Origin of the sequence: Pseudomonas monteilii (assembly GCA_001534745.1) — a bacterium.
Taxonomy (GTDB): domain Bacteria; phylum Pseudomonadota; class Gammaproteobacteria; order Pseudomonadales; family Pseudomonadaceae; genus Aquipseudomonas; species Aquipseudomonas alabamensis.
Genome location: CP013997.1, coordinates 1,709,967 through 1,731,777 on the forward strand (window position 1 = coordinate 1,709,967; position 21,811 = coordinate 1,731,777).

Genomic DNA, 21,811 nt, shown 5'->3' on the forward strand with positions numbered 1-21,811 from the left:
GACGCTCCTTTAGGGTGATGGGATCTCTAATGGATTTTTCCTGAGTCGGAAAGTTGCAGCGTCGCCCCGATCGATCAACGAGACGGTGTAAAATGTCCCCTCTTTTTCACTCGCAGGATCGACGATGAGTTTCAACCTCGCCAATCTCAGCTTCACCGAGCGTGCGGAGATCGAAGCGCACAAGGCCCGCCTCTTCGAGTTCTGGCAAAACAACCTTGGCAAAGCCAAGGCCGATGCGGGCCGGCTGATCGGTGAAAAATCACGACGCAAAGGCAAGTGGGCCGAGTGGGTGCGCACCGAGCTGGACGCCATGAATCCACCCGAATATGCCGACCTGGTGCGCGGCGAAGTCAACAAGATGATGGCCGCGGCCAACGTCAAACGCTGACAGGCGCCGATCTTCAAGGCGCGCGCGTTGCGTCGGGCCATTTCAACGTGCCGCTGTCGGAAAATCGCCACGTGCTCGTGCCACGCCCCGACAGTTTGCCATCGACACGGTAGGGCAGGCCGTCGAGCCCCTGCAGGCGGTCCAGCCCATAGACCTGCCGCAGCATGCCAAAGGCGCTGATACTCATCGGCACCGTCACCACCTGCTCGGCATAACGCCCGATGCGCCCTGCCTGATCGCTAACGCCACTGGCCAACGGTTGTCCGTTGACTTTCAGGGTCAATGCCATCCCGTCGAAGTCCAAGGCCTGATCATTGGGGTTCTGCACGCGCAGCGAGAGCGCTACACGCATCTCTAGGTCCTGGCCGGGCAAGGGCTCTATGCCTACGACAGTGACCTGTACCGGGTCTTGCCGGGAAAACAGGGCACAGCCACCCAGGCCGAGCGCTAGCAGCGCGATCATGATGCGTTGGTGCCACACGCGTGTCTTCATGAAGCCTTCCTCGATTCAAGAGCAGGCAGTGTGACAAAGACCTGAAGCCATTGCACGGTGCGAGCCAGGGGCATGCGCTCCCCTGAGCGAACGGACATATCAGGAATCATGTGCATGCGGCCTTTTAGGAAACCTGCGCCTCCCCACGCCCTCCAATGCCCGAGAGTCTTCGCTCAGGAGTCGAAGCATGAACCCTATCCGTGTCATGGCGCTGCTCAGTGCGCTGATCGTCCTGCCCGTCCATGCGTCGCCGGTCGCACCCAGCACGCCTGCTGTCGAGCGCAACCCGTACAACAGCCCGATCCAGCGAATCAACCCCAATAGCCGACAAGGCAGCGTGCCCGCCACTCCGCCCGTACACGGCCCATCGACCGTGCCGCAACCGCGACCACCTACGCTGGATAACCGGGGCATCGGCAATGGCGACAACCTGCGACCGGCACCGCGCACCGAGCTACCCCGTTCGACCCCTACACCGGTGCCACGCGACGCGACGCCTGTGCGCTAAGCATCCGTACCGGTCCTGATTCGTTCCAGTCCCTTTTGAAGGAGTCCCTGCATGCCCCGTTATCCATGGTCAATGGCACTGGCCGCCTTCGCGCTGCTGCCCGCTCTGGCCCAGGCACTTCCCGAAGCGTATTACCCCAGTGAGGAAGGCCAGTTGACCGTTGCCACGGTGGCGGAAGGTTTGCGTAATCCCTGGGCATTGGCGTTCCTACCCGATGGCAAACACATCCTCGTCACCGAAAAGCCCGGTGACTTGCGTGTCATCAGCCCTGAAGGCAAGGTCGGACCGCCCCTGAGTGGCGTGCCCAGTGTCTGGGCCGAAGGGCAGGGTGGCCTGCTCGACGTGGTGCTGTCACCGGATTTCAAGTCGGATCGTACGGTGTACCTGTCCTATGCAGAAGAAGGCGACGACGGCAAGGCGGGCACGGCCGTGGGCCGCGGCCAGCTGTCCAGCGACCTGCGTCATCTGGATGATTTCACCGTGATCTTCCGCCAGCAGCCCAAGCTGTCGGAGGGCAACCACTTTGGCGGCAAGCTGGCCTTCGACCGCGACGGTTACCTGTTCATCGCGCTCGGCGAAAACAACCAGCGTGCCACGGCGCAGGACCTGGACAAGCTGCAAGGCAAGCTGGTGCGCATCCTGCCGGATGGCGAGATTCCCAAGGACAACCCCTTCGTGGGGCAAGACAAGGTTCGTCCGGAAATCTGGTCGTTCGGCCACCGTAACCAACAGGGTGCTGCGCTCAACCCCTGGACCGGCAAGATCTGGACACACGAGCATGGCCCACGTGGGGGTGATGAGATCAACATCCCCAAGGCCGGCAAGAACTATGGCTGGCCCATCGCGACCCATGGCATCAACTATTCGATGCTGCCTATCCCCGAGGCCAAGGGCAAGCATGTCGAGGGCATGGAAGATCCGCACCATGTCTGGGAAAAATCGCCAGGCATCAGCGGCATGGCTTTCTATGACAGCCCGACGTTCAAGGCCTGGGACCATGACCTGTTCATCGGGGCCTTGGCCACCAAAGAGCTGATTCGCTTGCAGCTCGAGGGCGACCGGATCGTCCATGAGGAGCGCTTGCTGGGCGAACTCGACGCGCGTATTCGCGACGTCCGCGTCGGGCCTGATGGGTTTCTCTACCTGCTGACCGATGCCAAGGACGGTGCCCTGTTGAAAGTGGGCCTCAGTACACACTGACCCATGGCGTATCATGCGGGTTTGTCCACGCGAGCCGACCCGCATGACCTTGGACCCACAAAGCCGCTACGAACACGCCGTGCACCATGAAGGGTTCAGCGATGATCCGGCCCAGCGCGCCGCCCTGGAAGCGCTGCAGGCGTGCTACGACGTCCTGAAGACCGGCCGCCCGGCGCAGGGTGTCTACCTCTGGGGGCCGGTGGGGCGTGGCAAGACCTGGCTCATGGACACCTTCCACGCCAGCGTGGTCGACGTACCGCTCCGCGCCCGGCGCCAACACTTCCATCATTTCATGGCCTGGGTCCACCAACGGCTGTTCCAGCTCAATGGCACGGCCGATCCTCTCACTGTGCTGGCGCGAGAGCTCGCTGAGACCATCGAGGTCCTGTGCTTCGACGAGCTGTTCGTCAGCGACATCGCCGACGCGATCATTCTCGGTCGCCTGTTCCAGGCGTTGTTCGAGCAGGGCGTGACCTTGGTCGCGACCTCCAATCAACCTCCGTCGCGCCTGTATGAGGATGGCTTCAATCGAGAGCGATTCCTGCCGGCGATAGCCGCCCTCGAGCAGCATATGCAGGTGCTGACGGTGGCGGGGGAGCAGGATCATCGGTTGCGTCCTGGCCAGGCATGCCAACGTTATTGGGTCCGCTCTAGCACGACCGAATGCGCACTGGCGCAGGTGTTCCGACGCCTTGATCCGGACCGGCTCGGCACGGACCGTCCCTTTGACCTGGGTACACGCCGACTGAACGTGGTCAGGCGCAACGCACAGGCGCTCTGGTGCCGGTTTTCAGACCTGTGCGAGCAACCCATGGCCACTCAGGAATTCATGGCCCTGTGTACCCAGTTCTCGGCCCTCCTGGTCGAGGGCGTGCCTGCATTGGGTGGACAGCAGCGCCCTGCGAGAATTGCTCGCGGAACCGAGGACGCCGCCCAGCGCGTCGAGGCAGGCGACCGTCAGCTGCCGTCCCTGTCCGCCAAGGATGATGGCGTCAGGCGGTTCATCGCATTGGTGGACGAGTGCTATGACCGACGCGTGGCGTTGTACCTCGAGGCGGATGTCCCCCTTGAGGCCCTGTATCCCGAGGGCTACCTGAGCTTCGCCTTTCGGCGTACCTTGAGCCGCCTGCGCGAAATGCAGCTGCAACGCTATGGCCAGGGCCCGGCAGTCTAAGGTAGCGGTTTGCCGAGCCACCCCAGCAGGGCCTGGTGGAAGCGCTCAGGGGCCTCGATCTGTGGCGCGTGCCCCATGCCCTCGAACGTGATCAGCTCCCCCCGAGGTATCTGCCTGACCACGCTGGGCCCGAGCGCCGCGTAGTTGCCCAAGGTCGCCTTCAAGGCCGGCTCGGCCACGTCGCTGCCGATGGCCGTGGTGTCCTTGTCGCCGATCAACAGCAAGGTGGGCATCGACAGGTGCTTGAACTCGTAGACCACCGGCTGAGTGAAGATCATGTCGTAGAGCAGGGCCGAGTTCCACGCCACTGCCTCATGCCCCGGACCGTTGTTGAGGCCGGCCAGCATCTGCACCCAGCGCTCGTACTCGGGTTTCCAGCGACCGGCGTAGTAGGTCGTGCGTTCGTAGGCGCGGATCCCTTCGGCGCTGACCTTCAGTTCGCGCGCATACCACTGGTCGACGCTGCGATACGGCACGCCCAAGGCTTTCCAGTCCTCCAGCCCGATCGGGTTGACCATGGCCAGGCGCTCGACCTTGTCGGGGTACATCAACGCATAACGCGTCGCCAGCATGCCTCCAGTGGAATGCCCCAGCACGATGGCCTGCTTCACGTTCAACGCGTCGAGCAACGTCTGGGTGTTGAGGGCCAGCTGTTGGAAACTGAACTGATACTGGCGGGGTTTGCTCGAGGTGCAGAAACCGATCTGGTCTGGCGCGATGACGCGGTAACCGGCCTGGCTGAGTGCATTGATCGTGCTCTCCCAGGTCGCGGCACAGAAGTTCTTGCCATGCATGAGCACGACGGTACGGCCGTTCGCCGTGCCGGCAGGGGGCACGTCCATGTAGCCCATCTGCAGAGGCTGACCCTGGGAGGAGAACTCGAGGTGCCGCAACGGATACGGATAGTCAAAGCCTTCAAGTTGCTGGCCATAGACCGGCGGCTGATCAGCGAGGGCAGGGCTGCCGACCAGGCAGGCCAGGGTCAGAAGGGTCGCACGCAGCATGAGTACCTCGAACCAGATCGTGTAGGAAGAGGTGACTCTAGCAGGCAGCGAGCGACCTGCTGCATCCAAAGGTGTTACGCCTCATGACGCCTCCTGCCATTCAGCCGCAGGTTCGGGATCGAGGTCGCGCAGCAGCAGCGCGTAGTCCAGGGACACGTGTTCGGGGAGGGGAATCAGCACCACATGCCCATCGCCCGGCGCCACTTCGATGGACGTCTGCCCCGAGTCGCGCAGGCGCTGCAGCTCGAAAGGGTAGTTGCCCTGGGGCGTCATCAGCTCCAGATGATCACCCACGGCGAACCGGTTCTTCACCTTGACCTCGGCCCAGCCTTCGACCCGCGTACCGGTCAGTTCGCCCACGAACTGCTGGCGCTGGGATACCGACTGGCCGCGCTGGTAGTTCTGATACTCGTCGTGCACGTGACGACGCAGGAACCCTTCGGTGTAGCCCCGGTTGGCCAGGGACTCCAGGTCGCCCATCAGGCTGCGGTCGAACGGGCGCCCGGCGGCGGCATCGTCGATCGCCTTGCGATAGGCCTGCACGGTGCGGGCGCAATAGAAGTGCGACTTGGTCCGCCCCTCGATCTTCAGCGAATGCACGCCCATGTGCGTCAGGCGCTCGACGTGCTGGATGGCGCGCAGATCCTTGGCATTCATGATGTAGGTGCCGTGTTCGTCCTCGAAGGCCGGCATCCATTCGCCGGGTCGACCGCTCTCTTCGAGCAGGTAGGCCTGCTCGGTGGGCGCGCCAAGGCCCAGGGTGGGTTCGACCGTCTGCACCATCTCGCCACCCAGCGTCTCGCTGGCCGGGACGGCGTTGTACTTCCAGCGGCAGGCATTGGTGCAGGCGCCCTGGTTGGCGTCCCGTCGGTTGAGATAGCCGGACAACAGGCAGCGTCCGGAATAGGCCATGCACAGCGCACCATGCACGAAGACTTCCAGCTCCATGTCAGGCACCTGCTGCCGGATGTCCGCGATCTCCTCGAGTGACAGCTCCCGGGACAGGATCACCCGCTGCACGCCTTGGCTGGCCCAGAATTCGACGCTGGCCCAGTTCACCGTATTGGCCTGCACCGACAGGTGCACCGGCATCTGGGGAAAGTGCCGGCGCACCAGCATGATCAGGCCAGGGTCGGACAGGATCAGTGCGTCGGGGCCCATGGCGATCACGGGCGCCATGTCCTTCAGGAAGGTCTTGAGCTTGGCGTTGTGCGGCGCGATGTTGACCACCACGTACAGACGCTTGCCCAGGGCATGGGCTTCCTCGATGCCTTGCGCCAGCGTGGCATGGTCGAAGGCGTTGTTGCGCACGCGCAGGCTGTAGCGAGGCTGACCGGCATACACGGCATCGGCGCCGTAGGCGAATGCGTAACGCAGCGTCTTCAAGGAGCCGGCAGGCGCCAGCAATTCAGGGGTGAAAGACAGGGTCATGGGGCACCGCGCAAAAGGCGCCCATGCTAGCGAGGGGCAGGCTTGTGAATATTGATGTACGTCAATTCAGGCATGGCACTTTGCCGAAGGCGCGTGCACTAATGTCTGAGCTCACGAGGAACCTCCATGAACGAAACTGCACTTCAAAACAAGGCGCTGGCCGTCTTGTTGGCCCTGGTCACGATCGCCTTTGTCTGGATACTGCTGCCGTACTACGGCGCTGTCTTCTGGGCCGTGACCCTGGCCATCATCTTCGCCCCGATGCAGCGCAAGCTGCTGTTGCGTTTCGGGCGCCGCCGCAACCTGGCCGCAGGCGCCACACTCGGTGTCTGTCTGCTGATCGCTGTGCTTCCGGTCATCGTCATCAGCGCCTTGTTGGTGCAAGAGGGCGCGACCCTGTACCAACGTATCCAGGGTGGGCAACTGGACCTGGCCGGTTACCTGGAGCATGGCAAGGACATGCTGCCGGCATTCGCGCAGAACACCCTCGACCGCATGGGCATGGGCAACCTCGACGGGCTGCGCGACAAGATCTCCCACGGCGCGATGCAGGGCAGTCAGTATTTCGCCAGCCAAGTGTTCAGCTTCGGCCAGGGCACGTTCGACTTTCTGGTCGGTTTCGGCGTGATGACCTACCTGCTGTTCTTCTTCCTGCGCGAAGGCGCCGAGCTGGCGCGCAAGGTCCGTCTGGCCGTGCCGCTGCCCGAGCAACAGAAGCGTCGTCTGCAGCTCAAGTTCAGCCGCGTGGTGCGGGCCACGGTCAAGGGCAACCTGGTCGTCGCGGTCACCCAGGGCGCGTTGGGCGGGTTCATCTTCTGGATCCTGGACATCCCGAGCGCCCTGGTGTGGGCCGTGTTGATGGCGTTCCTTTCGCTGCTGCCAGCGGTCGGCGCGGGCATCGTCTGGGCGCCGGTGGCCGTGTACTTCCTGATGACCGGCGCGATCTGGCAGGGCATCGTACTGACCGCGTTCGGCGTCCTGGTGATCGGGCTGGTGGACAACCTGCTGCGGCCGCTGCTGGTGGGCAAGGACACCAAGATGCCGGACTGGCTCATCCTGATCTCCACCTTGGGCGGCATGGCGGTCTTCGGCCTCAACGGCTTCGTCATCGGTCCCCTGATCGCCGCACTGTTCATTTCCAGCTGGGCGATCTTCGCCTCGAGCAAGTCGCAGATCCAGCTGCCATCCTGAGCCTCAGCGCCAGCTGTAGGCCACACCCGCATAGACGCCCAGGCCTTCGCCTGGCGTCGAGCGGGCCAGATCGGTGCCTGCGTCGTCATAGCCTGGCGTGACCGTGGCCGCATAGCGGCGGTCGCCCAGGTTGCGCAGGTCCAGCCAGGTCTGCCAGTCCTGCTTGGGCGAATCCCAGCCCAGACGTGCGCCGAACAGCACATAGGCATCAGCCTGATAGCTGTTGGCATAGTCGACCTGCACCTTGGATGCCCACTGCGCGTTGACCCCGGCATACAGCCCACTTGGCCAGTCATAGCGCAGCTCGGCCTGGTAATGATGCATCGGCAGACCCGGCAGACGATTGTCGCCAAAGCGATCGTCGTGGCGATAGTGGAAGTCGCTGAAGGTATAGGCCTGGCGCAAGCTCAGGTAACCGTGGTCGGAGGCTTCCCACAGCCGGCTGTCGAGGCTGGCTTCCACGCCCTGGTGCACCGTGCCGCTGGCGTTGAACTCCGACGGCGTCACCCCCGGCAGGATCTCTACCGCAAGCAGTTCGTGGCGCACGCGGGCGTAGTACCAGGCCAGGTCCCAGCGCCCCAGTGCGGCATTACCCCGGGCGCCCAGCTCCAAGGTGGTGGCGGTCTGGTTCTGCATGGCGATCGGTTGGATCTGGCGGCCACCGACGGCAGGTGAACTCCAGATCAGCGACCAGGGGTGCGGCGGTTCGACCGAGCGGCTGAGGTTGCCGAACACCTGCAGGTCAGGCGTGAGGTCATAACGCAGCCCCAGGCGCGGTGCATAGTCCCAGTCATGCTGGCTGACCTTGCCGCCGTCGCGAGGATAGCTGACAGCGCTTTCCCGGCGTGTGTAGATCGCGGCCAGGCCGCTGGTCAGCCACAGGTCCGGCGCCAGCTCCAGGTCATTGCTCAGGTGCAGGACCGTGTCCGAACCCTGGTAGCTGAAGTCACGGGTACGCGTACCGATGGGCCGGAAACCATTGCCGGCCTCGGGTACACGCACGAATTCGGAGGCGCCGCTGTTGGGCAGGTGCTTGGTGGTGCGCCAGGCCAGCGTGGTCTTGCTCTCGCGGTCGAACAGCGTGTCGCGGCGGTGGTAGGCCAGGCTGCCGCTCACGTCGGTGTAGGCGACCTTGAGGCGGTTGGCCCCTTCGCGCAGGTCCATGGGGTAGTCGTGGTACACCAGTCCGGTTTCCAGGCGCGATTCGTCATCGAAGTACAGCGTGGTCTTGTTCGCCAGCCAGGTGCTGCCCGGTTGCGGCCGACTGGCGTCGCGGCGCAGGTAGATCGGGTTGGCCGCGCGTGGATCGTGCTTGATCTGGTCCTTGGTCAGACGACCGGCCAGGTCATTGTCGGTTTCGCGATAGCGCAGGTAGAAGCGCGTCTCCAGATTGGCATTGAAGCGGTAGCCGGCATTGGCCGCCAATCCCTTGGAGCGCCCGCTCGTGTGGCGCTGATAACCGTCGTACTCGGCATCGGTCAGGGCCACGTAGTAATCGAAGTCGCCCAGCACCTGCCCGGAACTGAGCTGGCGATGCGCATAGCCACGACTGCCTACTTCGTAGCGCGCCTGCAACGGCGCAGCATCGTAGCCGGTGTGGGTGACGTAGTTGATCGCGCCCCCCAGCGCCAGCGAACCGAGCTCGAACCCGTTGGCCCCAGGCAGGATGTCCGCACGGCTCAACCAGAGCGGCTCGAACAGTTCGTAGGGCGTCCCTCCCGGACCGGTCAGCGGCAAGCCATCGAACAGGGTGTACACCCCCGATCCGTGGGCCCCCGGCGCTCGATTGATACCGGACCCGCGGATGGACAGCTTGATGCCGTCATTGCCGGCCGACTGGGCAAAGACACCCGGTTGATAGGCCAACACATCCTGGTTGCTTGCCATTCGGCCCTGTGACACACCGTGCACGTCGACCACGCGGGCTGCCCCTGGCACGGCATGCATTCGATCCCGCGCGGTGTCCACCTCGCTCTGGCGCTGGTCCTCGATCAGCACTTGATCCAGCTCCAGGGGAGGCTGCGCCGCGGCCATGCCACTGGATGCCATAAGGCCCAGCACGCTCAGGGCCGGGGGGAAGAACAGGACCGAACGCATGACGGACTCCACGGTAAAGAAAAGGCAATGGGCATCAGACGCTGGCCGACGGATCCAGAGCACGCGCGTGTCCAGGGTTTGTCAGCGACGCCTGGCAGGCCGATCTTGTGCGGCGATGTTTTACAAATTGCTTCGCTAGGGAGGGAAGGGTTGCATTGCTTAAGGTGAGGACATGCCCATTCGCGCCAGGCCTGACTGGCCTTACTTGCCTTGATGAGGACTCTGCCATGTCAAATCACGCTCACCCCCTAACCGCCCAGACCGAGACGGACGAGCGTCCGATCAGGCTGACCCCCCGCGAGGAGCAAGTGCTGCTCTGGTGCGCCTACGGCAAGACATCGTGGGAAATCGGTCAGATCCTGGGCTGCCAGGAGTGCACGATCAATTTCCACATCGGCAACATCCTGCGCAAGTTTTCCGTCACCACCCGCATTGCGGCCGTGATCAAAGCCCTGCGCTACGGAATGCTCAAGGACTGAGACGCGGAGGCCAAGCACCATGCATATCGATGAGACGTACACCGCGGCCTCCCGTCCACAACGCTGGGTCGGATGCCACGATCCGTTCTGGCCACGCGTGTCGCTGAACGGGCTGCGCGACCGACTGGCGCTGTCGCCAGAGATCAGCGAAGCGCGTCTGGAGGTGGCGGCCCATGCTGCCGTGTTGAAGGCTGCCGCTGCCTTCGCCCAATGGCGTCGCTGTCTGCGTGCCCGTGGTATCCAGCGTTTGCAGGACTTGAACCGCCATGCGGCAGGCCGCCGCTTGACCCATTGCTACCTGAGATGCGTGACGCTCGAGACGCGCAGCCTGCTGCGCTCGAGCCTGGCAATGCCGTGTGGGAGCTCGGCTCATTGAAGAAGGGGATGACGCCATGTACAGCGATTCGGAACAGGCCGCCCAAGCGCTCGAGGCGGCCCAGACACTGGTCGAGACGACGGGGTTCGATGGCAACGCCTTGTTCGGGGCCGTGCTCGGAGCCTGGTTGGTCAGCAGTTCGCGGCACCGTGTCAAAGCCTGGATGATGATCAGTGCGAGCAAGCGACTCAAGGTATGGCAACAGGTCGGTTCCCTGATGATGTCAGCCGGCGTGGGTTATCTGTTCACACCCCTGGTGGAAGCGCTGGCGCCCTTGCTATCCAGCGGCATGGCGGCGTTCGTCGCAGCCGTGGTGGTGATCCCCATCAGTGTCAAGATCATGTTGTGGCTGGATACGGCAGACCTTCGCGACATCCTTCAACGCTGGCGTAAAGGATGAAGTCATGGATGTTCGGACCTGTGCAGCGTCAGCGCCTCGAGCCGCCGCTCCAGATGCCGCAGGCGAAGCTTGTCATCAACGCTCGAAGCGATGGCTTGCAGGTCAGCCGGTTCCAGCAAGCGCAATTGCTCCAGCAGGTCCGGCGTCAGCGCGTGGGCGTGAGAAGGAGGTCCGTCGGCCTGCGTCGCGCCGGGTGGCGGGCTTCCCTTGCCCAGCAGGAGCCAATCGAGCGAGACGCCCGTGCGTGCCGCCAGGTTTACGCACAATGCATAAGGTACGCTTTCTCGGACCTTCCAGCTGCTCAGCGTCTGAGGGCTAATGCCCAACGCTCTGGACAGAGCAGAGTCAGTCTGACAGTCGGTCAGCTGCTTGAGTCGCTCCAAGACGGCAGATAGTGCGTAATTACTCATTTCAAGTATCCATGGCTGGTTTTGACACATTTATAGTGCGTAAACTATTCATAGCGAATATGAACTTGGAATCTACTCAGCCCGTGGGGTATTGGAACGACATTATGAAAAGAACTGTGAGACCGCAGGATAAATCCTACAGCACAAAGCAACATGGACTATTGATTTTAGATCAATTCAACTTTCCGGTTCGTCGCTTCATTGCGGATAGTTCGATGAGCCCTGGCGGATTTGTCAGGAGGTCTGCATGAGTACCTACAAGTTGGTGTGCCCCCATTGCCAAAGCCGTATGCGCATCCGAACCAGCGAGGGCCGGCATGTCTTCCTGCGAGTCGCCTACCTGCAATGTACATTGGAGGCCTGCGGTTGGTCGGTACGTGCCGAGTTCGAGATGACCCATGAATTATCGCCGAGCGGCATGCCCAACCCAGATGTGCATCTCCCCTCGGCCACGGGCGAATTGCGTCGCGCCGTTGCCACGTCCGAACGAGACTGCGCAAGGAGTATGGCGACGTAAAACGACGCTCGAGACGACGCAAAACAAAACACCCCGCCGGGGCGGGGTGTTGTCGTGCAGCAAGGGCATCAGCCGATCAGCGGTAATCCGGCTTGTTGGACCAGCTCCAGCAGTGGCTGCGGATACACACCCAGCACGAAGGCCAGAATGGCGATACCCAGCAGCATTACGCCACCGGCGCGTTGCTCCCAGCGCAGAGGCGCATCGGAACGACGCAGGTTGGGCTCGTTCAGGTACAAGGTCACCATCACCCGCAGGTAGTAGTAGACACCGATGGCGCTACCCACGACCAGTGCGCCGGTCAGCCACCAGAGTTGCGACTGGACGCCTGTGGCGATGATGTAGAACTTGCCGATGAAGCCTGCAGTGAGCGGGATGCCGGCCAGCGACAGCATCATCACGGTCAGTACGGCCGTCAGGTACGGACGGCGCCAGAACAGGCCACGGTATTCGTACAGCGCATCAGCATCACGGCCCTTGTACGGAGACGACATCAAGGTGATCACACCAAAGGCGCCCAGGCTGGTGACGACGTAGGTGACCAGGTAGACCCCGATCGCTTCGTTGGCCAGACCCTTGCTCGCCACCAGCGCAATCAGCAGATAGCCGAAGTGGGCGATGGACGAGTAACCCAGCAGACGCTTGAGGTTGCTCTGGGTCAGGGCCAGCAAGTTGCCGACCAGGATCGACGCCACTGCGATCACGGCCAGCACCGTGCTGAGCACGCCGCTGCTGGCAGCGGGCGACAGCATGAACAGGCGGACCACCACGGCGAAGACCGCCACCTTGCTGGCCGTGGCCAGGAAGGCCGCCACGGGGGCGGGTGCCCCTTCGTAGACGTCCGGCGTCCACAGGTGGAACGGCACCAGCGACAGCTTGAAGGCCAGGCCGACCAGCATCATGCCCAGACCCAGCTGCGCGAGCAGGGTCGGCATGCCGGTGCTGGCCAGTGCCTTGCCCACGCCATCGAAGCTCAGGCTGCCTGCATCGGCGTACAGCAATGCCATGCCGAACAGCAGGAACGCCGAGCCGGCGGCCGACAGCACCATGTACTTGATGCCCGCTTCCAGGGAGCGCTTGTTGAAGAAGGCATACGCCACCAGTCCGTAGACCGGCACCGAGAGCAGCTCCAGACCGATGAACAGCCCGGCCATGTGGTTGGCGCTGACCAGTACCATGCCGCCCAGGGTCGACATCAGCAGGAGCAGGTAGAGCTCCTCCCGATTGCCCGGGTAGCCCTGGGCGCCTTCGCCCAGGTAGGCGTGGGCGAGGGTGACGCAGGCCAGGGTCGCTACCAGCATCAGGGCCATGTACAGGCAGGCGAACTTGTCGATGGTCAGCAGCGGCGTGACCGCCAGCGGCGCGACCTTCAGGACCGGCAGGATCGACAGCAGGGCTGCGTTCAGGCCGATGGTGGACAGCAGGAAGGTCTGGGAATGGTTGCGCTTCCAGGCGATCGCCAGCATCACCACCACCGTGGTGACGGTGGTGATCAGCATCGGCGCCAGTGCGATGAAGTGTTGAGTGGTGAATTCCATAGCGCTCTTACCGGGCCGAAGCGAGTTGAGTGAAAGCGGAGCCAAGCCACTGCTGCACGCCACTCATGGTGGCGGCGGAGGTGTCGAGGAACGGCTGCGGGTAGACACCCAGCAGGATCAGCAGCACCGCCAGGCTCAGGATCATGGCCAGCTCACGCCCGTTCATCCCGGCCAGTACCGTGTCGGCCTTGGCTGGGCCGAAGTAGGCACGGTGGATCATGATCAGCGAGTACACCGAACCGAACACCAGGCCCGTGGTGGCGATCACCGTGATCCACGGTACGTGGGCGAAGCTGCCGATCAGGATCAGGAACTCGCCGACGAAGTTGCCGGTACCCGGCAGGCCGAGGGACGCGGCGGCGAAGAACAGGCTGATCGCCGGCAGGTAGGCGATGCGGTGCCACAGGCCGCCCATTTCACGCATGTCGCGGGTGTGCAGGCGCTCGTACAGCTGGCCGCTGAGGATGAACAGCGCGGCAGCCGAGACGCCGTGCGCAAGCATCTGGATCACCGCGCCTTGCAGGGCCTGCTGGCTGCCGGAGTAGATCCCGATCAGCACGAAGCCCATGTGCGAGACGCTGGAGAATGCGATCAGGCGCTTGATGTCGGTCTGCGCGAAGGCCAGGAAGGCCCCGTAGAAGATCCCGATCAGACCCAGGGTCATGGCGATCGGCGCGAACTCCGCCGAGGCGTTCGGGAACAGCGGCAGGGCGAAACGCAGCAGGCCGTAGGCGGCCGTCTTCAGCAGGATACCGGCCAGGTCCACGGAACCGGCGGTCGGTGCCTGGGCGTGGGCGTCCGGCAGCCAGGAGTGGAACGGCACCACCGGCAGCTTCACCGCGAAGGCGATGAAGAAGCCCAGCATCAGCAGGTACTCGGTGCCGGCCGGCAACTGTGCCTTGAGCAGGTCGCTGTAGTTGAAGGTGATGACGCCGGTGTTGCCATAGTTGACCAGTACCAGGGCCAGGATCGCCACCAGCATGATCAGGCCGCTGGCCTGGGTGAAGATGAAGAACTTGGTCGCCGCGTAGATGCGCGTCTTCTTGCCGTCGGCCGAGCTGTGACCCCAGAGCGCGATGAGGAAGTACATCGGCACCAGCATCATTTCCCAGAAGAAGAAGAACAGGAACAGGTCCAGGGCCAGGAACACCCCGACCACGCCGCCCAGGATCCACATCAGGTTGAGGTGGAAGAAGCCGACGTGGCGCTGGATCTCGTTCCACGAGCACAGGACCGACAGCACACCGAGCAGGCCGGTGAGCAGGATCATCAGCAGCGACAGGCCATCGAGGGCCAGGTGGATGCTGATGCCGAAGCGCTCGATCCAGCGGACCTTGAACTCGAGGGCCCACGTCGGTTCGACGCCCGGGGCCGGCGCCAGCGTGAAGTCACCGGTGCCCCACAGCCACAGGCCGATACCGAGCAGCAGAGACATGGTCAGCAGCGCGATCCAGCGCGGCAGGGTGGCGCCGAAGCGCTCGCCCAGCCAGCACAGGAAGCCGCCGATGAAGGGGATCAGGATCAGCCAAGGCAGAATCATGACGGGTTCGTTTCCTTTCGCAGAGTCGCAAGGTTCATGGTCATGCCGCCATCAGCACGGCGCCGAGCACCAGCACGGCACCCACGGCGATCGAAGCGGTGTACCAGCGCAGTTGGCCAGTCTCGGTCTTGCTCATGGCCACGTGACCGGCACGCGCCAGTCGCGGGATCAGGCCAATGCCACGGTCGACCGGGTCCTTGCGCAGCAGGTGGCTGATCAGCAGGTACGGCTTGACGAACAGCTTGTCGTACAGCCAGTCGAAGCCCCAGGCAGCGAACCACCAGGCCGACAGCGCACGGCCCAGGCCACTGTTGGCCACGGCCGTGACGAAACGACGCTTGCCGAGGAACAGCATGGCCGCCAGCAGGATACCGGCGATGGCGATGGCCCCGGAGGCGATTTCCAGCGAATGCTTGGCCTCGCCCCCGGCATGGCCGGCGCTTTGCGGCAGGACGCCCGCCAGCGGTGGATGAATCCAGGCGCCGATGAAGGTCGACAGCACGATCAGCACACCCAGCGGCAGCCAGTGGGAAATGCCGTGACCGGCGTGGGCTTCGGTCTTGGCTTCGCCGTGGAAGGCGATGAAGATCAGGCGGAAGGTATACAGCGAGGTCATGAAGGCGCCCACCAGGCCGGCGTACAGCAAGCCGCTGTGACCGCTGGCGAAGGCTTCCCAGAGGATCTCGTCCTTGGAATAGAAACCGGCGGTCAGGATCGGCAGGGCCGACAGGGCCGCGCCGCCCACCACGAAGCTGGCGTAGGCCAGGGGCAGTTTCTTCCACAGGCCGCCCATCTTGAAGATGTTCTGCTCGTGGTGGCAGGCGACGATCACCGCACCGGAGGCCAGGAACAGCAGCGCCTTGAAGAACGCGTGGGTCATCAGGTGGAAGATCGCGCCTTCCCAGGCACCGACGCCCAGGGCCAGGAACATGTAGCCGATCTGGCTCATGGTCGAGTAGGCGAGAATCCGCTTGATGTCGGTCTGCACCAGCGCGGCGAAGCCGGCCAGTACCAGGGTCACGCCACCGATCACGCCGACCAGGTGCAGGATGTCCGGCGCCAGGGCGAACAGGCCGTGGGTACGGGCGATCAGGTAGACACCCGCCGTCACCATGGTCGCGGCGTGGATCAGCGCAGAGACCGGGGTCGGGCCCGCCATGGCGTCGGCCAACCAGGTCTGCAGCGGCAGCTGCGCCGACTTGCCGACCGCACCGCCGAGCAGCATCAGGGTGGCCAGCACCATCCAGGTGTCGCCCGCCTGGAATTTCTGCGGCGCCAGCACCAGCAGCTGTTGCACCTCGAGGGTGCCGAGCTGGACGAACAGGATGAACAGGCCGATGGCCATGAACACGTCGCCGATGCGGGTCACGATGAAGGCCTTGAGGGCGGCGTTACCGTTGTTGCGGTTGCTGTAGTAGAAACCGATCAACAGGTACGAGCACAGGCCGACGCCTTCCCAACCGAAGTAGATGAACAGCAGGTTGTCGCCCAGGATCAGGAACAGCATGCTGGCGATGAACAGGTTGGTGTAGGAGAAGAACCGCGAGTAGCCGGTTTCGCCGCGCATGTACCAGGAGGCGAACAGGTGGATCAGGAAGCCTACACCGGTGACCACGCCCAGCATGGTGACCGACAGGCCATCCAGGTACAGGGTGAAGTTCGGTGCGAAGCCGTCCACCGACATCCACTGCCACAGCAGTTGGGTGTACGCGCCACCCGGCGGCGGCGCGACGTTGAACTGCCAGATCACGTAGGCAGCGACGGCGGCCGACAGACCGACCGAACCGACGCCGATCAGCGCCGAGAGGTTTTCCGAAAAGCGCCCGCGGGAGAACGACAGCAGCAGGAAGCCGATCAGGGGGAAGACGAAGGTCAGGAAGAGTAGGTTCATCCGCGCATCTCACTGGCAGCATCGATGTCGAGGGTGTGGAAGCGGCGATACAGCTGCAGCAGGATCGCCAGGCCGATGCTGGCCTCGGCGGCGGCCAGGCTGATCACCAGGATGAACATCACCTGGCCATCGGGCTGGACCCAGCGGCTGCCCGCGACGATGAACGCCAGGGCCGAGGCGTTCATCATCACTTCCAGACTCATCAGCACGAAGAGAATGTTGCGACGGACCATCAGGCCCACCAGGCCCAGGCAGAAGAGCACGCCGGCCACTGCCAGGCCATGCTCGAGAGGGATTGCAGGCATGAATTACTCCTTCGCCTCGTTGCGTCCGAGGTGGAATGCCGTGACCGCCGCAGCGAGCAGCAGCATCGACGCCAGTTCGACCACCAGCAGGTAAGGCCCGAACAGGCTGATGCCGACCGCCTTGGCGTCGACCGTGGTGCCACTGATGGCGGCATTGCTCGGGTTGACGAACAGCACGTAGAGCAGCTCGATCAGCAGCAGGGCGCCCAGCAGTACCGGCCCGGCCCAGATGCCCGGCGTGAGCCAGCCACGTTCCTGGGCCACCGACGCCGGCCCCAGGTTGAGCATCATCACCACGAACACGAACAGCACCATGATGGCGCCAGCATAGGCGATCACTTCCAGGGCGCCGGCGAACGGCGCCCCCAGCGAGAAGAAGATCATCGCCACGGAGATCAACGAAATGATCAGGTAGAGCAGGGCGTGCACGGGGTTGGTGCCGGTCACCACCCGAAGGGTGGAGACCACGGCGATCCCGGATGCGAAGTAGAACGCGAATTCCATCTGTCTGTCCTTATGGGAGCAAGCTCTTCACGTTGATCGGCTCGGCTTCGTCCTGCGCGGCGCCTTTCGGCTTGCCGGCGATCGCCATGCCCGCGACGCGGTAGAAGTTGTAGTCAGGGTTCTTGCCAGGGCCGGAGATCAGCAGATCTTCCTTTTCGTAGACCAGATCCTGACGCTTGAACTCGGCCATTTCGAAGTCCGGGGTGAGCTGGATCGCGGTGGTCGGGCACGCTTCCTCGCACAGGCCGCAGAAGATGCAGCGCGAGAAGTTGATGCGGAAGAACTCCGGGTACCAACGACCATCATCGGTCTCGGCCTTCTGCAACGAGATGCAGCCGACCGGGCAGGCCACCGCACAGAGGTTGCAGGCCACGCAGCGCTCTTCGCCGTCGGGGTCGCGGGTCAGCACGATGCGGCCACGGTAGCGCGGTGGCAGGTACACGGGCTCTTCGGGGTATTGCAGGGTGTCACGCTTGCGGAAACCGTGGGAGAACACCATGGCCAGGCTGCGCAGCTGGGTACCGGTGCCTTTTACGACGTCGCCGATATATTTGAACATGGTCGACTCCTTACTGGGCCGCGACGGCTGGCGCGTTGTACAGCACGAGCGCAGCGGTCACCAGCAAATTGATCAGGGTCAGCGGAAGGCAGAACTTCCAGCTGAAGTCCATCACCTGGTCATAGCGTGGACGCGGGATCGACGCTCGCAGCAGGATGAACAGCATGATGAAGAACGCGGTCTTGAGCGCGAACCACAGGAACGGCACTTGCGGCAGCAGATCGAACGGACCGTGCCAGCCGCCGAAGAACAGCGTCACCAGCAGTGCCGAAATGAGGATGATGCCGATGTACTCACCGACGAAGAACATGCCCCATTTCATGCCCGCGTATTCGATGTGATAACCGTCGGCCAGCTCTTGCTCGGCTTCGGGCTGGTCGAACGGGTGACGGTGGGTCACGGCGACGCCGGCGATGAAGAAGGTGCAGAAGCCGAAGAACTGCGGAATGATGAACCACAGGTTCTGCGCCTGGTACTCGACGATGTCGCGCATGTTGAACGAGCCCACCTGCACCACCACACCCATCAGCGCCAGGCCCAGGAACACCTCGTACGAGACGGTCTGCGCCGACGCCCGCAGGCTGCCGAGCAGCGCGTACTTGTTGTTCGACGACCAGCCGGCGAACAGTACGGCGTACACCGACAGACCGGCCATGGCGAAGAAGAACAGCAAGCCGATGTTCAGGTCGGCCACGCCCCAGGTCGGGGTAATCGGGATCACCGCGAAGGCGATCAGCAGGGCGCTCATCGCCACCACCGGGGCCAGGGTGAAGATCATCCGGTCGACGAAGGGTGGGTTCCAGTCTTCCTTGAAGAACATCTTCAGCATGTCGGCGGCGATCTGGAACATGCCGAACGGGCCGACCCGGTTCGGGCCGTAACGATCCTGCCACCAGCCCAGCAGACGGCGCTCGACGAAGCTGAGCAGCGCGCCGCAGACCACCACGGCCAGCAGGACCACGATGGCGCGTACGACGGTGAGGATCACATCGATCACTTCGGGGGTGAACCAGCTCATCGTGCTGCCTCCTGCAGGCCTTCGACGGTGGCGCCGAAGATGGCCGGTGGAATGCCCTCCAGCCCTTTCGGCAAGGCGACCAGGCCAGCGCCCAGTTGCTCGTTGATGCGCAGCGGCAGGCGCAGCGACTGGCCAGCGACCTGCAGACTGAGCAGGGCACCTTCGTTGACGCCCAGGCGCTCGGCTTCGGACGGTGCCAGGGCCACGTAAGGCGCCGGGATGCGCGTCTGCACCGGTGCTGCGCGCGAGGAGGTCTCTTCGCTGCCGAACAGGTGGAAGAACGGTACGGCGGTCCAGGTGCCACGCGCCGGGTTGAACGCGCTCGGGATGGCGTCGAACCAGCCCAGGCGATCGCCTTGCGATTCGATCAGGCGAACGCCCGGGTCGCCGGCACGCAGGTGGCCGCCGACTTCATCCTGAAACTTGTTCCAGGCCTGGGGCGAGTTCCAGCCCGGCGACCAGGCGAACGGCACCTGCTGGCGCGGTTCGGCCGAGCCCGAGTAGCCTTCCATGGAGAAGGCGAAGGCGGTGTCCTTGTCCTGCGGAATGCGCGGCTCGTGCACGCTGATGTTGGCGCGCATGGAGGTCCGCCCGGAGTAGCGCAGCGGTTCGCGCGCCAGCTTCAGGCCCTTGATGCGGAAGGCGGCGGACGGCGCGGCATCGACGATGCCGGCCAGTTGCGGGGCGGCGTCGGCGCAGGCACGGGTGACGTGGTCGAGCTGGGTCCAGTCCACCGGTTTTTCCAGCAGCGTGGCGCGCAGGGCATGCAGCCAGCGCCAGCCTTCGTGGACCAGGTTGCCACTGTCGAGGAAGCTCGGGTCGAAGACCTGGAAGAAGCGCTGGGCACGGCCTTCCTGGCTGACCAGGGTGCCATCGCCTTCGGCGAAGCTGGCAGCCGGCAGCACCAGATCGGCACGTTCGACGGTACGGGTACGCGAATGGTCGGCGACGATCACCACCTTGGCGGCGTTCAGCGCGGCGTCGACCTTGGCGGCCGGCAGACGGGCGTACAGGTCGTTCTCCAGGACCACGATGGCGTCGGCCTTGCCTTCGATCACTGCGTCCAGCGCAGCATCGACGGATTCGCCACCGAGCATGGCCAGGCCCAGGCTGTTGGCTTCCGGCACCACCAGGCTCAGGGAACCGTTCTTCTCGCGCTGCTTGAGCGCCTTGGCGATGTTGGCGGCGGCCTCGATCAGCGCGGGCTCGGCCAGCGACGTACCGGCGATCACCAGGGGGCGCTGGGCGGCGATCAGGTTCTGGGCGATGCGCTCGGCCAGGGCCTTGGCTTCGTCGTCGAGGCCGGCCACGGCCGGGGCGCTCGGGTCGATGGCATGGGCTACGGCAAAGCCCAGGCGCGCCAGGTCGGCGGGAGCGGCGTGCACGCACTCCTCGGCGACGTCGTCGAGCTTGGTCTCGGCCAGGCTGGCGATGAACAGCGGGTACAGCGCATGCTGGCCGATGTTCTTCACGGCGGCGTCGAGCCACGGCTGCACTTTCATGCCTTCGGCCATGGCCACGGCCTTGCCCTTGGTGGCCTGACGGACGGCCAGGGCGACACGGGCGGCGGTCTGGGTCAGGTCCTCACCCAGCACGAACACCGCGTCGTGCGACTCGATGTCGCGCAGGGTCGGCACCGGCAGGGGGCTGTCGTTGAGCACGCGCAGCGCCAGGCGCACGCGGGCCAGCTCGCCGGCTTCCATGCCGCTGTGGAAGTACTCGGCGCCGACCAGTTCGCGCAGGCCGTAGTTGCTTTCCAGGCTGGCGCGCGGCGAGCCGATGCCGACGATGGTGCGGCCGCGCAGCAGGGCAGCGGCCTTGTCCAGTGCCGCATCGACCGTCAGGATCGAGCCGTCGGCCAGCGCAGGCTGACGTGGGCGGTCCTTGCGGTTGACGTAGCCGTAGCCGAAGCGACCGCGGTCACACAGGAAGTACTGGTTGACCGAGCCGTTGAAGCGGTTCTCGATCCGGCGCAGTTCGCCGTAACGCTCGCCGGGGCTGATGTTGCAGCCGCTCGAGCAGCCATGGCAGATGCTCGGGGCGAACTGCATGTCCCACTTGCGGTTATAGCGCTCGGAGTGGGTCTTGTCGGTGAACACGCCGGTGGGGCAGACCTCGGTGAGGTTGCCGGAGAACTCGCTTTCCAGCACGCCGTCCTCGACGCGACCGAAGTACACGTTGTCGTGGGCGCCGTAGACGCCCAGGTCGGTGCCGCCTGCGTAGTCCTTGTAGTAGCGCACGCAGCGGTAGCAGGCGATGCAGCGGTTCATCTCGTGAGCGATGAACGGGCCGAGGTCCTGGTTCTGGTGGGTGCGTTTGGTGAAGCGGTACCGGCGCTCGTTGTGGCCGGTCATCACGGTCATGTCCTGCAGGTGGCAGTGACCGCCTTCCTCGCACACGGGGCAGTCGTGCGGGTGGTTGGTCATCAGCCATTCGACGACACTGGCGCGGAACGCCTTGGATTCGTCATCGTCGATGGAGATCCAGGTGCCATCGGTCGCGGGGGTCATGCAGGACATGACGATACGACCACGGGTGTCGTTCTCGTCGGTGTACTGCTTGACCGCGCACTGTCGGCAGGCGCCGACGCTGCCGAGCGCCGGATGCCAGCAGAAATAGGGAATGTCGAGGCCGAGCGACAGACAGGCCTGTAACAGGTTGTCTGCGCCGTTGACTTCGAGCGCTTTGCCGTCTACGTGGATAGTGGCCATGGTTCAAAGTTCTTCGTTGGCCCGCGTGAGCAGGCGTGGCTAATGGAAAACGGTGGGCCAGCGGCCGACGCCGGACG

Annotated in this window: 22 protein-coding genes; 9 read left to right on the forward strand and 13 right to left on the reverse strand. The window is 64.0% G+C overall.

Annotation, left to right across the window (positions count from 1 at the left end; translation table 11 throughout):
- Positions 1-124: 124 nt before the first annotated feature.
- Complete coding sequence (locus tag APT63_07620) at positions 125-388, forward strand: hypothetical protein (GenBank protein AMA45507.1); 264 nt, start codon at positions 125-127, stop codon at positions 386-388.
- Between the two features lie 13 nt (positions 389-401).
- On the opposite strand, the gene APT63_07625 is transcribed toward APT63_07620, so the two are convergent.
- Complete coding sequence (locus APT63_07625; protein AMA45508.1) at positions 402-881, reverse strand: hypothetical protein; 480 nt, start codon at positions 879-881, stop codon at positions 402-404.
- 187 nt (positions 882-1,068) lie between these two features.
- On the opposite strand from APT63_07625, the gene APT63_07630 reads away from it, so the two are divergent.
- From APT63_07630 to APT63_07640, 3 genes are read left to right on the forward strand one after another with little or no spacing between them, the layout of a single operon-like run.
- A complete protein-coding gene (locus APT63_07630) occupies positions 1,069-1,389 on the forward strand; it encodes a hypothetical protein (GenBank protein AMA45509.1) in 321 nt (106 codons plus the stop codon).
- Positions 1,390-1,440: 51 nt separating this feature from the next.
- Positions 1,441-2,589, forward strand: a complete 1,149-nt coding sequence (locus APT63_07635; protein ID AMA45510.1) for an oxidoreductase — start codon at positions 1,441-1,443, stop codon at positions 2,587-2,589.
- A 43-nt stretch (positions 2,590-2,632) separates the two neighbouring features.
- Positions 2,633-3,763: an ATPase gene (locus tag APT63_07640; protein ID AMA45511.1), complete on the forward strand. Its 1,131-nt coding sequence runs from the start codon at positions 2,633-2,635 to the stop codon at positions 3,761-3,763.
- On the opposite strand, the gene APT63_07645 is transcribed toward APT63_07640, so the two are convergent.
- Both APT63_07645 and APT63_07650 read right to left on the reverse strand, forming a co-directional pair.
- The gene (locus tag APT63_07645; protein ID AMA45512.1) at positions 3,760-4,767 is read right to left on the reverse strand and encodes an alpha/beta hydrolase; all 1,008 of its coding nucleotides are present in this window, start codon (positions 4,765-4,767) and stop codon (positions 3,760-3,762) included. The genes APT63_07640 and APT63_07645 overlap by 4 nt on opposite strands.
- A gap of 81 nt (positions 4,768-4,848) precedes the next feature.
- Positions 4,849-6,198, reverse strand: coding sequence for a U32 family peptidase (locus APT63_07650; protein AMA45513.1), 1,350 nt, complete (start codon positions 6,196-6,198; stop codon positions 4,849-4,851).
- 126 nt (positions 6,199-6,324) lie between these two features.
- Between APT63_07650 and APT63_07655 the strand changes: the two genes are divergently transcribed.
- The gene (locus tag APT63_07655) at positions 6,325-7,389 is read left to right on the forward strand and encodes a hypothetical protein (GenBank protein ID AMA45514.1); all 1,065 of its coding nucleotides are present in this window, start codon (positions 6,325-6,327) and stop codon (positions 7,387-7,389) included.
- Positions 7,390-7,392: 3 nt separating this feature from the next.
- Here the strand turns inward: APT63_07655 and APT63_07660 are convergent, their stop codons facing one another.
- Positions 7,393-9,486, reverse strand: coding sequence for a TonB-dependent receptor (locus tag APT63_07660; protein AMA45515.1), 2,094 nt, complete (start codon positions 9,484-9,486; stop codon positions 7,393-7,395).
- Between the two features lie 227 nt (positions 9,487-9,713).
- Between APT63_07660 and APT63_07665 the strand changes: the two genes are divergently transcribed.
- Genes APT63_07665 through APT63_07675 form a run of 3 tightly spaced genes read left to right on the forward strand, consistent with a single transcriptional unit; the run spans position 9,714 to position 10,741 of the window.
- Positions 9,714-9,965 carry a helix-turn-helix transcriptional regulator gene (locus APT63_07665; GenBank protein ID AMA45516.1) on the forward strand — a complete coding sequence of 84 codons (252 nt, stop codon included), beginning with the start codon at positions 9,714-9,716 and terminating at the stop codon, positions 9,963-9,965.
- A gap of 19 nt (positions 9,966-9,984) precedes the next feature.
- On the forward strand, positions 9,985-10,341 hold the full coding sequence (locus APT63_07670; GenBank protein ID AMA45517.1) for a hypothetical protein: 357 nt from the start codon (positions 9,985-9,987) through the stop codon (positions 10,339-10,341).
- Between the two features lie 16 nt (positions 10,342-10,357).
- A complete protein-coding gene (locus APT63_07675; GenBank protein ID AMA45518.1) occupies positions 10,358-10,741 on the forward strand; it encodes a hypothetical protein in 384 nt (127 codons plus the stop codon).
- 2 nt (positions 10,742-10,743) lie between these two features.
- On the opposite strand, the gene APT63_07680 is transcribed toward APT63_07675, so the two are convergent.
- Positions 10,744-11,151, reverse strand: a complete 408-nt coding sequence (locus tag APT63_07680) for a hypothetical protein (GenBank protein AMA45519.1) — start codon at positions 11,149-11,151, stop codon at positions 10,744-10,746.
- Between the two features lie 247 nt (positions 11,152-11,398).
- On the opposite strand from APT63_07680, the gene APT63_07685 reads away from it, so the two are divergent.
- Complete coding sequence (locus tag APT63_07685; protein ID AMA45520.1) at positions 11,399-11,668, forward strand: transcriptional regulator; 270 nt, start codon at positions 11,399-11,401, stop codon at positions 11,666-11,668.
- Positions 11,669-11,736: 68 nt separating this feature from the next.
- On the opposite strand, the gene APT63_07690 is transcribed toward APT63_07685, so the two are convergent.
- Genes APT63_07690 through APT63_07725 form a run of 8 tightly spaced genes read right to left on the reverse strand, consistent with a single transcriptional unit; the run spans position 11,737 to position 21,734 of the window.
- Positions 11,737-13,206: an NADH:ubiquinone oxidoreductase subunit N gene (locus tag APT63_07690; protein ID AMA45521.1), complete on the reverse strand. Its 1,470-nt coding sequence runs from the start codon at positions 13,204-13,206 to the stop codon at positions 11,737-11,739.
- 7 nt (positions 13,207-13,213) lie between these two features.
- The gene (locus APT63_07695; GenBank protein ID AMA45522.1) at positions 13,214-14,746 is read right to left on the reverse strand and encodes an NADH:ubiquinone oxidoreductase subunit M; all 1,533 of its coding nucleotides are present in this window, start codon (positions 14,744-14,746) and stop codon (positions 13,214-13,216) included.
- Between the two features lie 40 nt (positions 14,747-14,786).
- Complete coding sequence (locus APT63_07700) at positions 14,787-16,637, reverse strand: NADH-quinone oxidoreductase subunit L (protein AMA45523.1); 1,851 nt, start codon at positions 16,635-16,637, stop codon at positions 14,787-14,789.
- Complete coding sequence (locus APT63_07705; GenBank protein AMA45524.1) at positions 16,634-16,942, reverse strand: NADH-quinone oxidoreductase subunit K; 309 nt, start codon at positions 16,940-16,942, stop codon at positions 16,634-16,636. Before APT63_07705 ends, APT63_07700 begins: the two co-directional genes overlap by 4 nt.
- Before the next feature lie 3 nt (positions 16,943-16,945).
- Positions 16,946-17,446, reverse strand: a complete 501-nt coding sequence (locus APT63_07710) for an NADH dehydrogenase (GenBank protein AMA45525.1) — start codon at positions 17,444-17,446, stop codon at positions 16,946-16,948.
- Between the two features lie 10 nt (positions 17,447-17,456).
- Positions 17,457-18,005, reverse strand: coding sequence for an NADH dehydrogenase (locus APT63_07715; protein ID AMA45526.1), 549 nt, complete (start codon positions 18,003-18,005; stop codon positions 17,457-17,459).
- Between the two features lie 10 nt (positions 18,006-18,015).
- Positions 18,016-19,023, reverse strand: coding sequence for an NADH:ubiquinone oxidoreductase (locus APT63_07720; protein ID AMA45527.1), 1,008 nt, complete (start codon positions 19,021-19,023; stop codon positions 18,016-18,018).
- Positions 19,020-21,734 carry an NADH-quinone oxidoreductase subunit G gene (locus tag APT63_07725; GenBank protein AMA45528.1) on the reverse strand — a complete coding sequence of 905 codons (2,715 nt, stop codon included), beginning with the start codon at positions 21,732-21,734 and terminating at the stop codon, positions 19,020-19,022. The genes APT63_07720 and APT63_07725 overlap by 4 nt, the downstream gene beginning before the upstream one ends.
- Between the last annotated feature and the right edge of the window lie 77 nt (positions 21,735-21,811).

Excerpts from the sequence above, each read along its gene's own strand:
- APT63_07620 (AMA45507.1), top strand. The coding sequence starts at position 125 with ATGAGTTTCAACCTCGCCAATCTCAGCTTCACCGAGCGTGCGGAGATC.
- APT63_07625 (AMA45508.1), bottom strand. The coding sequence starts at position 881 with ATGAAGACACGCGTGTGGCACCAACGCATCATGATCGCGCTGCTAGCG.
- APT63_07630 (AMA45509.1), top strand. The coding sequence starts at position 1,069 with ATGAACCCTATCCGTGTCATGGCGCTGCTCAGTGCGCTGATCGTCCTG.
- APT63_07635 (AMA45510.1), top strand. The coding sequence starts at position 1,441 with ATGCCCCGTTATCCATGGTCAATGGCACTGGCCGCCTTCGCGCTGCTG.
- APT63_07640 (AMA45511.1), top strand. The coding sequence starts at position 2,633 with ATGACCTTGGACCCACAAAGCCGCTACGAACACGCCGTGCACCATGAA.
- APT63_07645 (AMA45512.1), bottom strand. The coding sequence starts at position 4,767 with ATGCTGCGTGCGACCCTTCTGACCCTGGCCTGCCTGGTCGGCAGCCCT.
- APT63_07650 (AMA45513.1), bottom strand. The coding sequence starts at position 6,198 with ATGACCCTGTCTTTCACCCCTGAATTGCTGGCGCCTGCCGGCTCCTTG.
- APT63_07655 (AMA45514.1), top strand. The coding sequence starts at position 6,325 with ATGAACGAAACTGCACTTCAAAACAAGGCGCTGGCCGTCTTGTTGGCC.
- APT63_07660 (AMA45515.1), bottom strand. The coding sequence starts at position 9,486 with ATGCGTTCGGTCCTGTTCTTCCCCCCGGCCCTGAGCGTGCTGGGCCTT.
- APT63_07665 (AMA45516.1), top strand. The coding sequence starts at position 9,714 with ATGTCAAATCACGCTCACCCCCTAACCGCCCAGACCGAGACGGACGAG.
- APT63_07670 (AMA45517.1), top strand. The coding sequence starts at position 9,985 with ATGCATATCGATGAGACGTACACCGCGGCCTCCCGTCCACAACGCTGG.
- APT63_07675 (AMA45518.1), top strand. The coding sequence starts at position 10,358 with ATGTACAGCGATTCGGAACAGGCCGCCCAAGCGCTCGAGGCGGCCCAG.
- APT63_07680 (AMA45519.1), bottom strand. The coding sequence starts at position 11,151 with ATGAGTAATTACGCACTATCTGCCGTCTTGGAGCGACTCAAGCAGCTG.
- APT63_07685 (AMA45520.1), top strand. The coding sequence starts at position 11,399 with ATGAGTACCTACAAGTTGGTGTGCCCCCATTGCCAAAGCCGTATGCGC.
- APT63_07690 (AMA45521.1), bottom strand. The coding sequence starts at position 13,206 with ATGGAATTCACCACTCAACACTTCATCGCACTGGCGCCGATGCTGATC.
- APT63_07695 (AMA45522.1), bottom strand. The coding sequence starts at position 14,746 with ATGATTCTGCCTTGGCTGATCCTGATCCCCTTCATCGGCGGCTTCCTG.
- APT63_07700 (AMA45523.1), bottom strand. The coding sequence starts at position 16,637 with ATGAACCTACTCTTCCTGACCTTCGTCTTCCCCCTGATCGGCTTCCTG.
- APT63_07705 (AMA45524.1), bottom strand. The coding sequence starts at position 16,942 with ATGCCTGCAATCCCTCTCGAGCATGGCCTGGCAGTGGCCGGCGTGCTC.
- APT63_07710 (AMA45525.1), bottom strand. The coding sequence starts at position 17,446 with ATGGAATTCGCGTTCTACTTCGCATCCGGGATCGCCGTGGTCTCCACC.
- APT63_07715 (AMA45526.1), bottom strand. The coding sequence starts at position 18,005 with ATGTTCAAATATATCGGCGACGTCGTAAAAGGCACCGGTACCCAGCTG.
- APT63_07720 (AMA45527.1), bottom strand. The coding sequence starts at position 19,023 with ATGAGCTGGTTCACCCCCGAAGTGATCGATGTGATCCTCACCGTCGTA.
- APT63_07725 (AMA45528.1), bottom strand. The coding sequence starts at position 21,734 with ATGGCCACTATCCACGTAGACGGCAAAGCGCTCGAAGTCAACGGCGCA.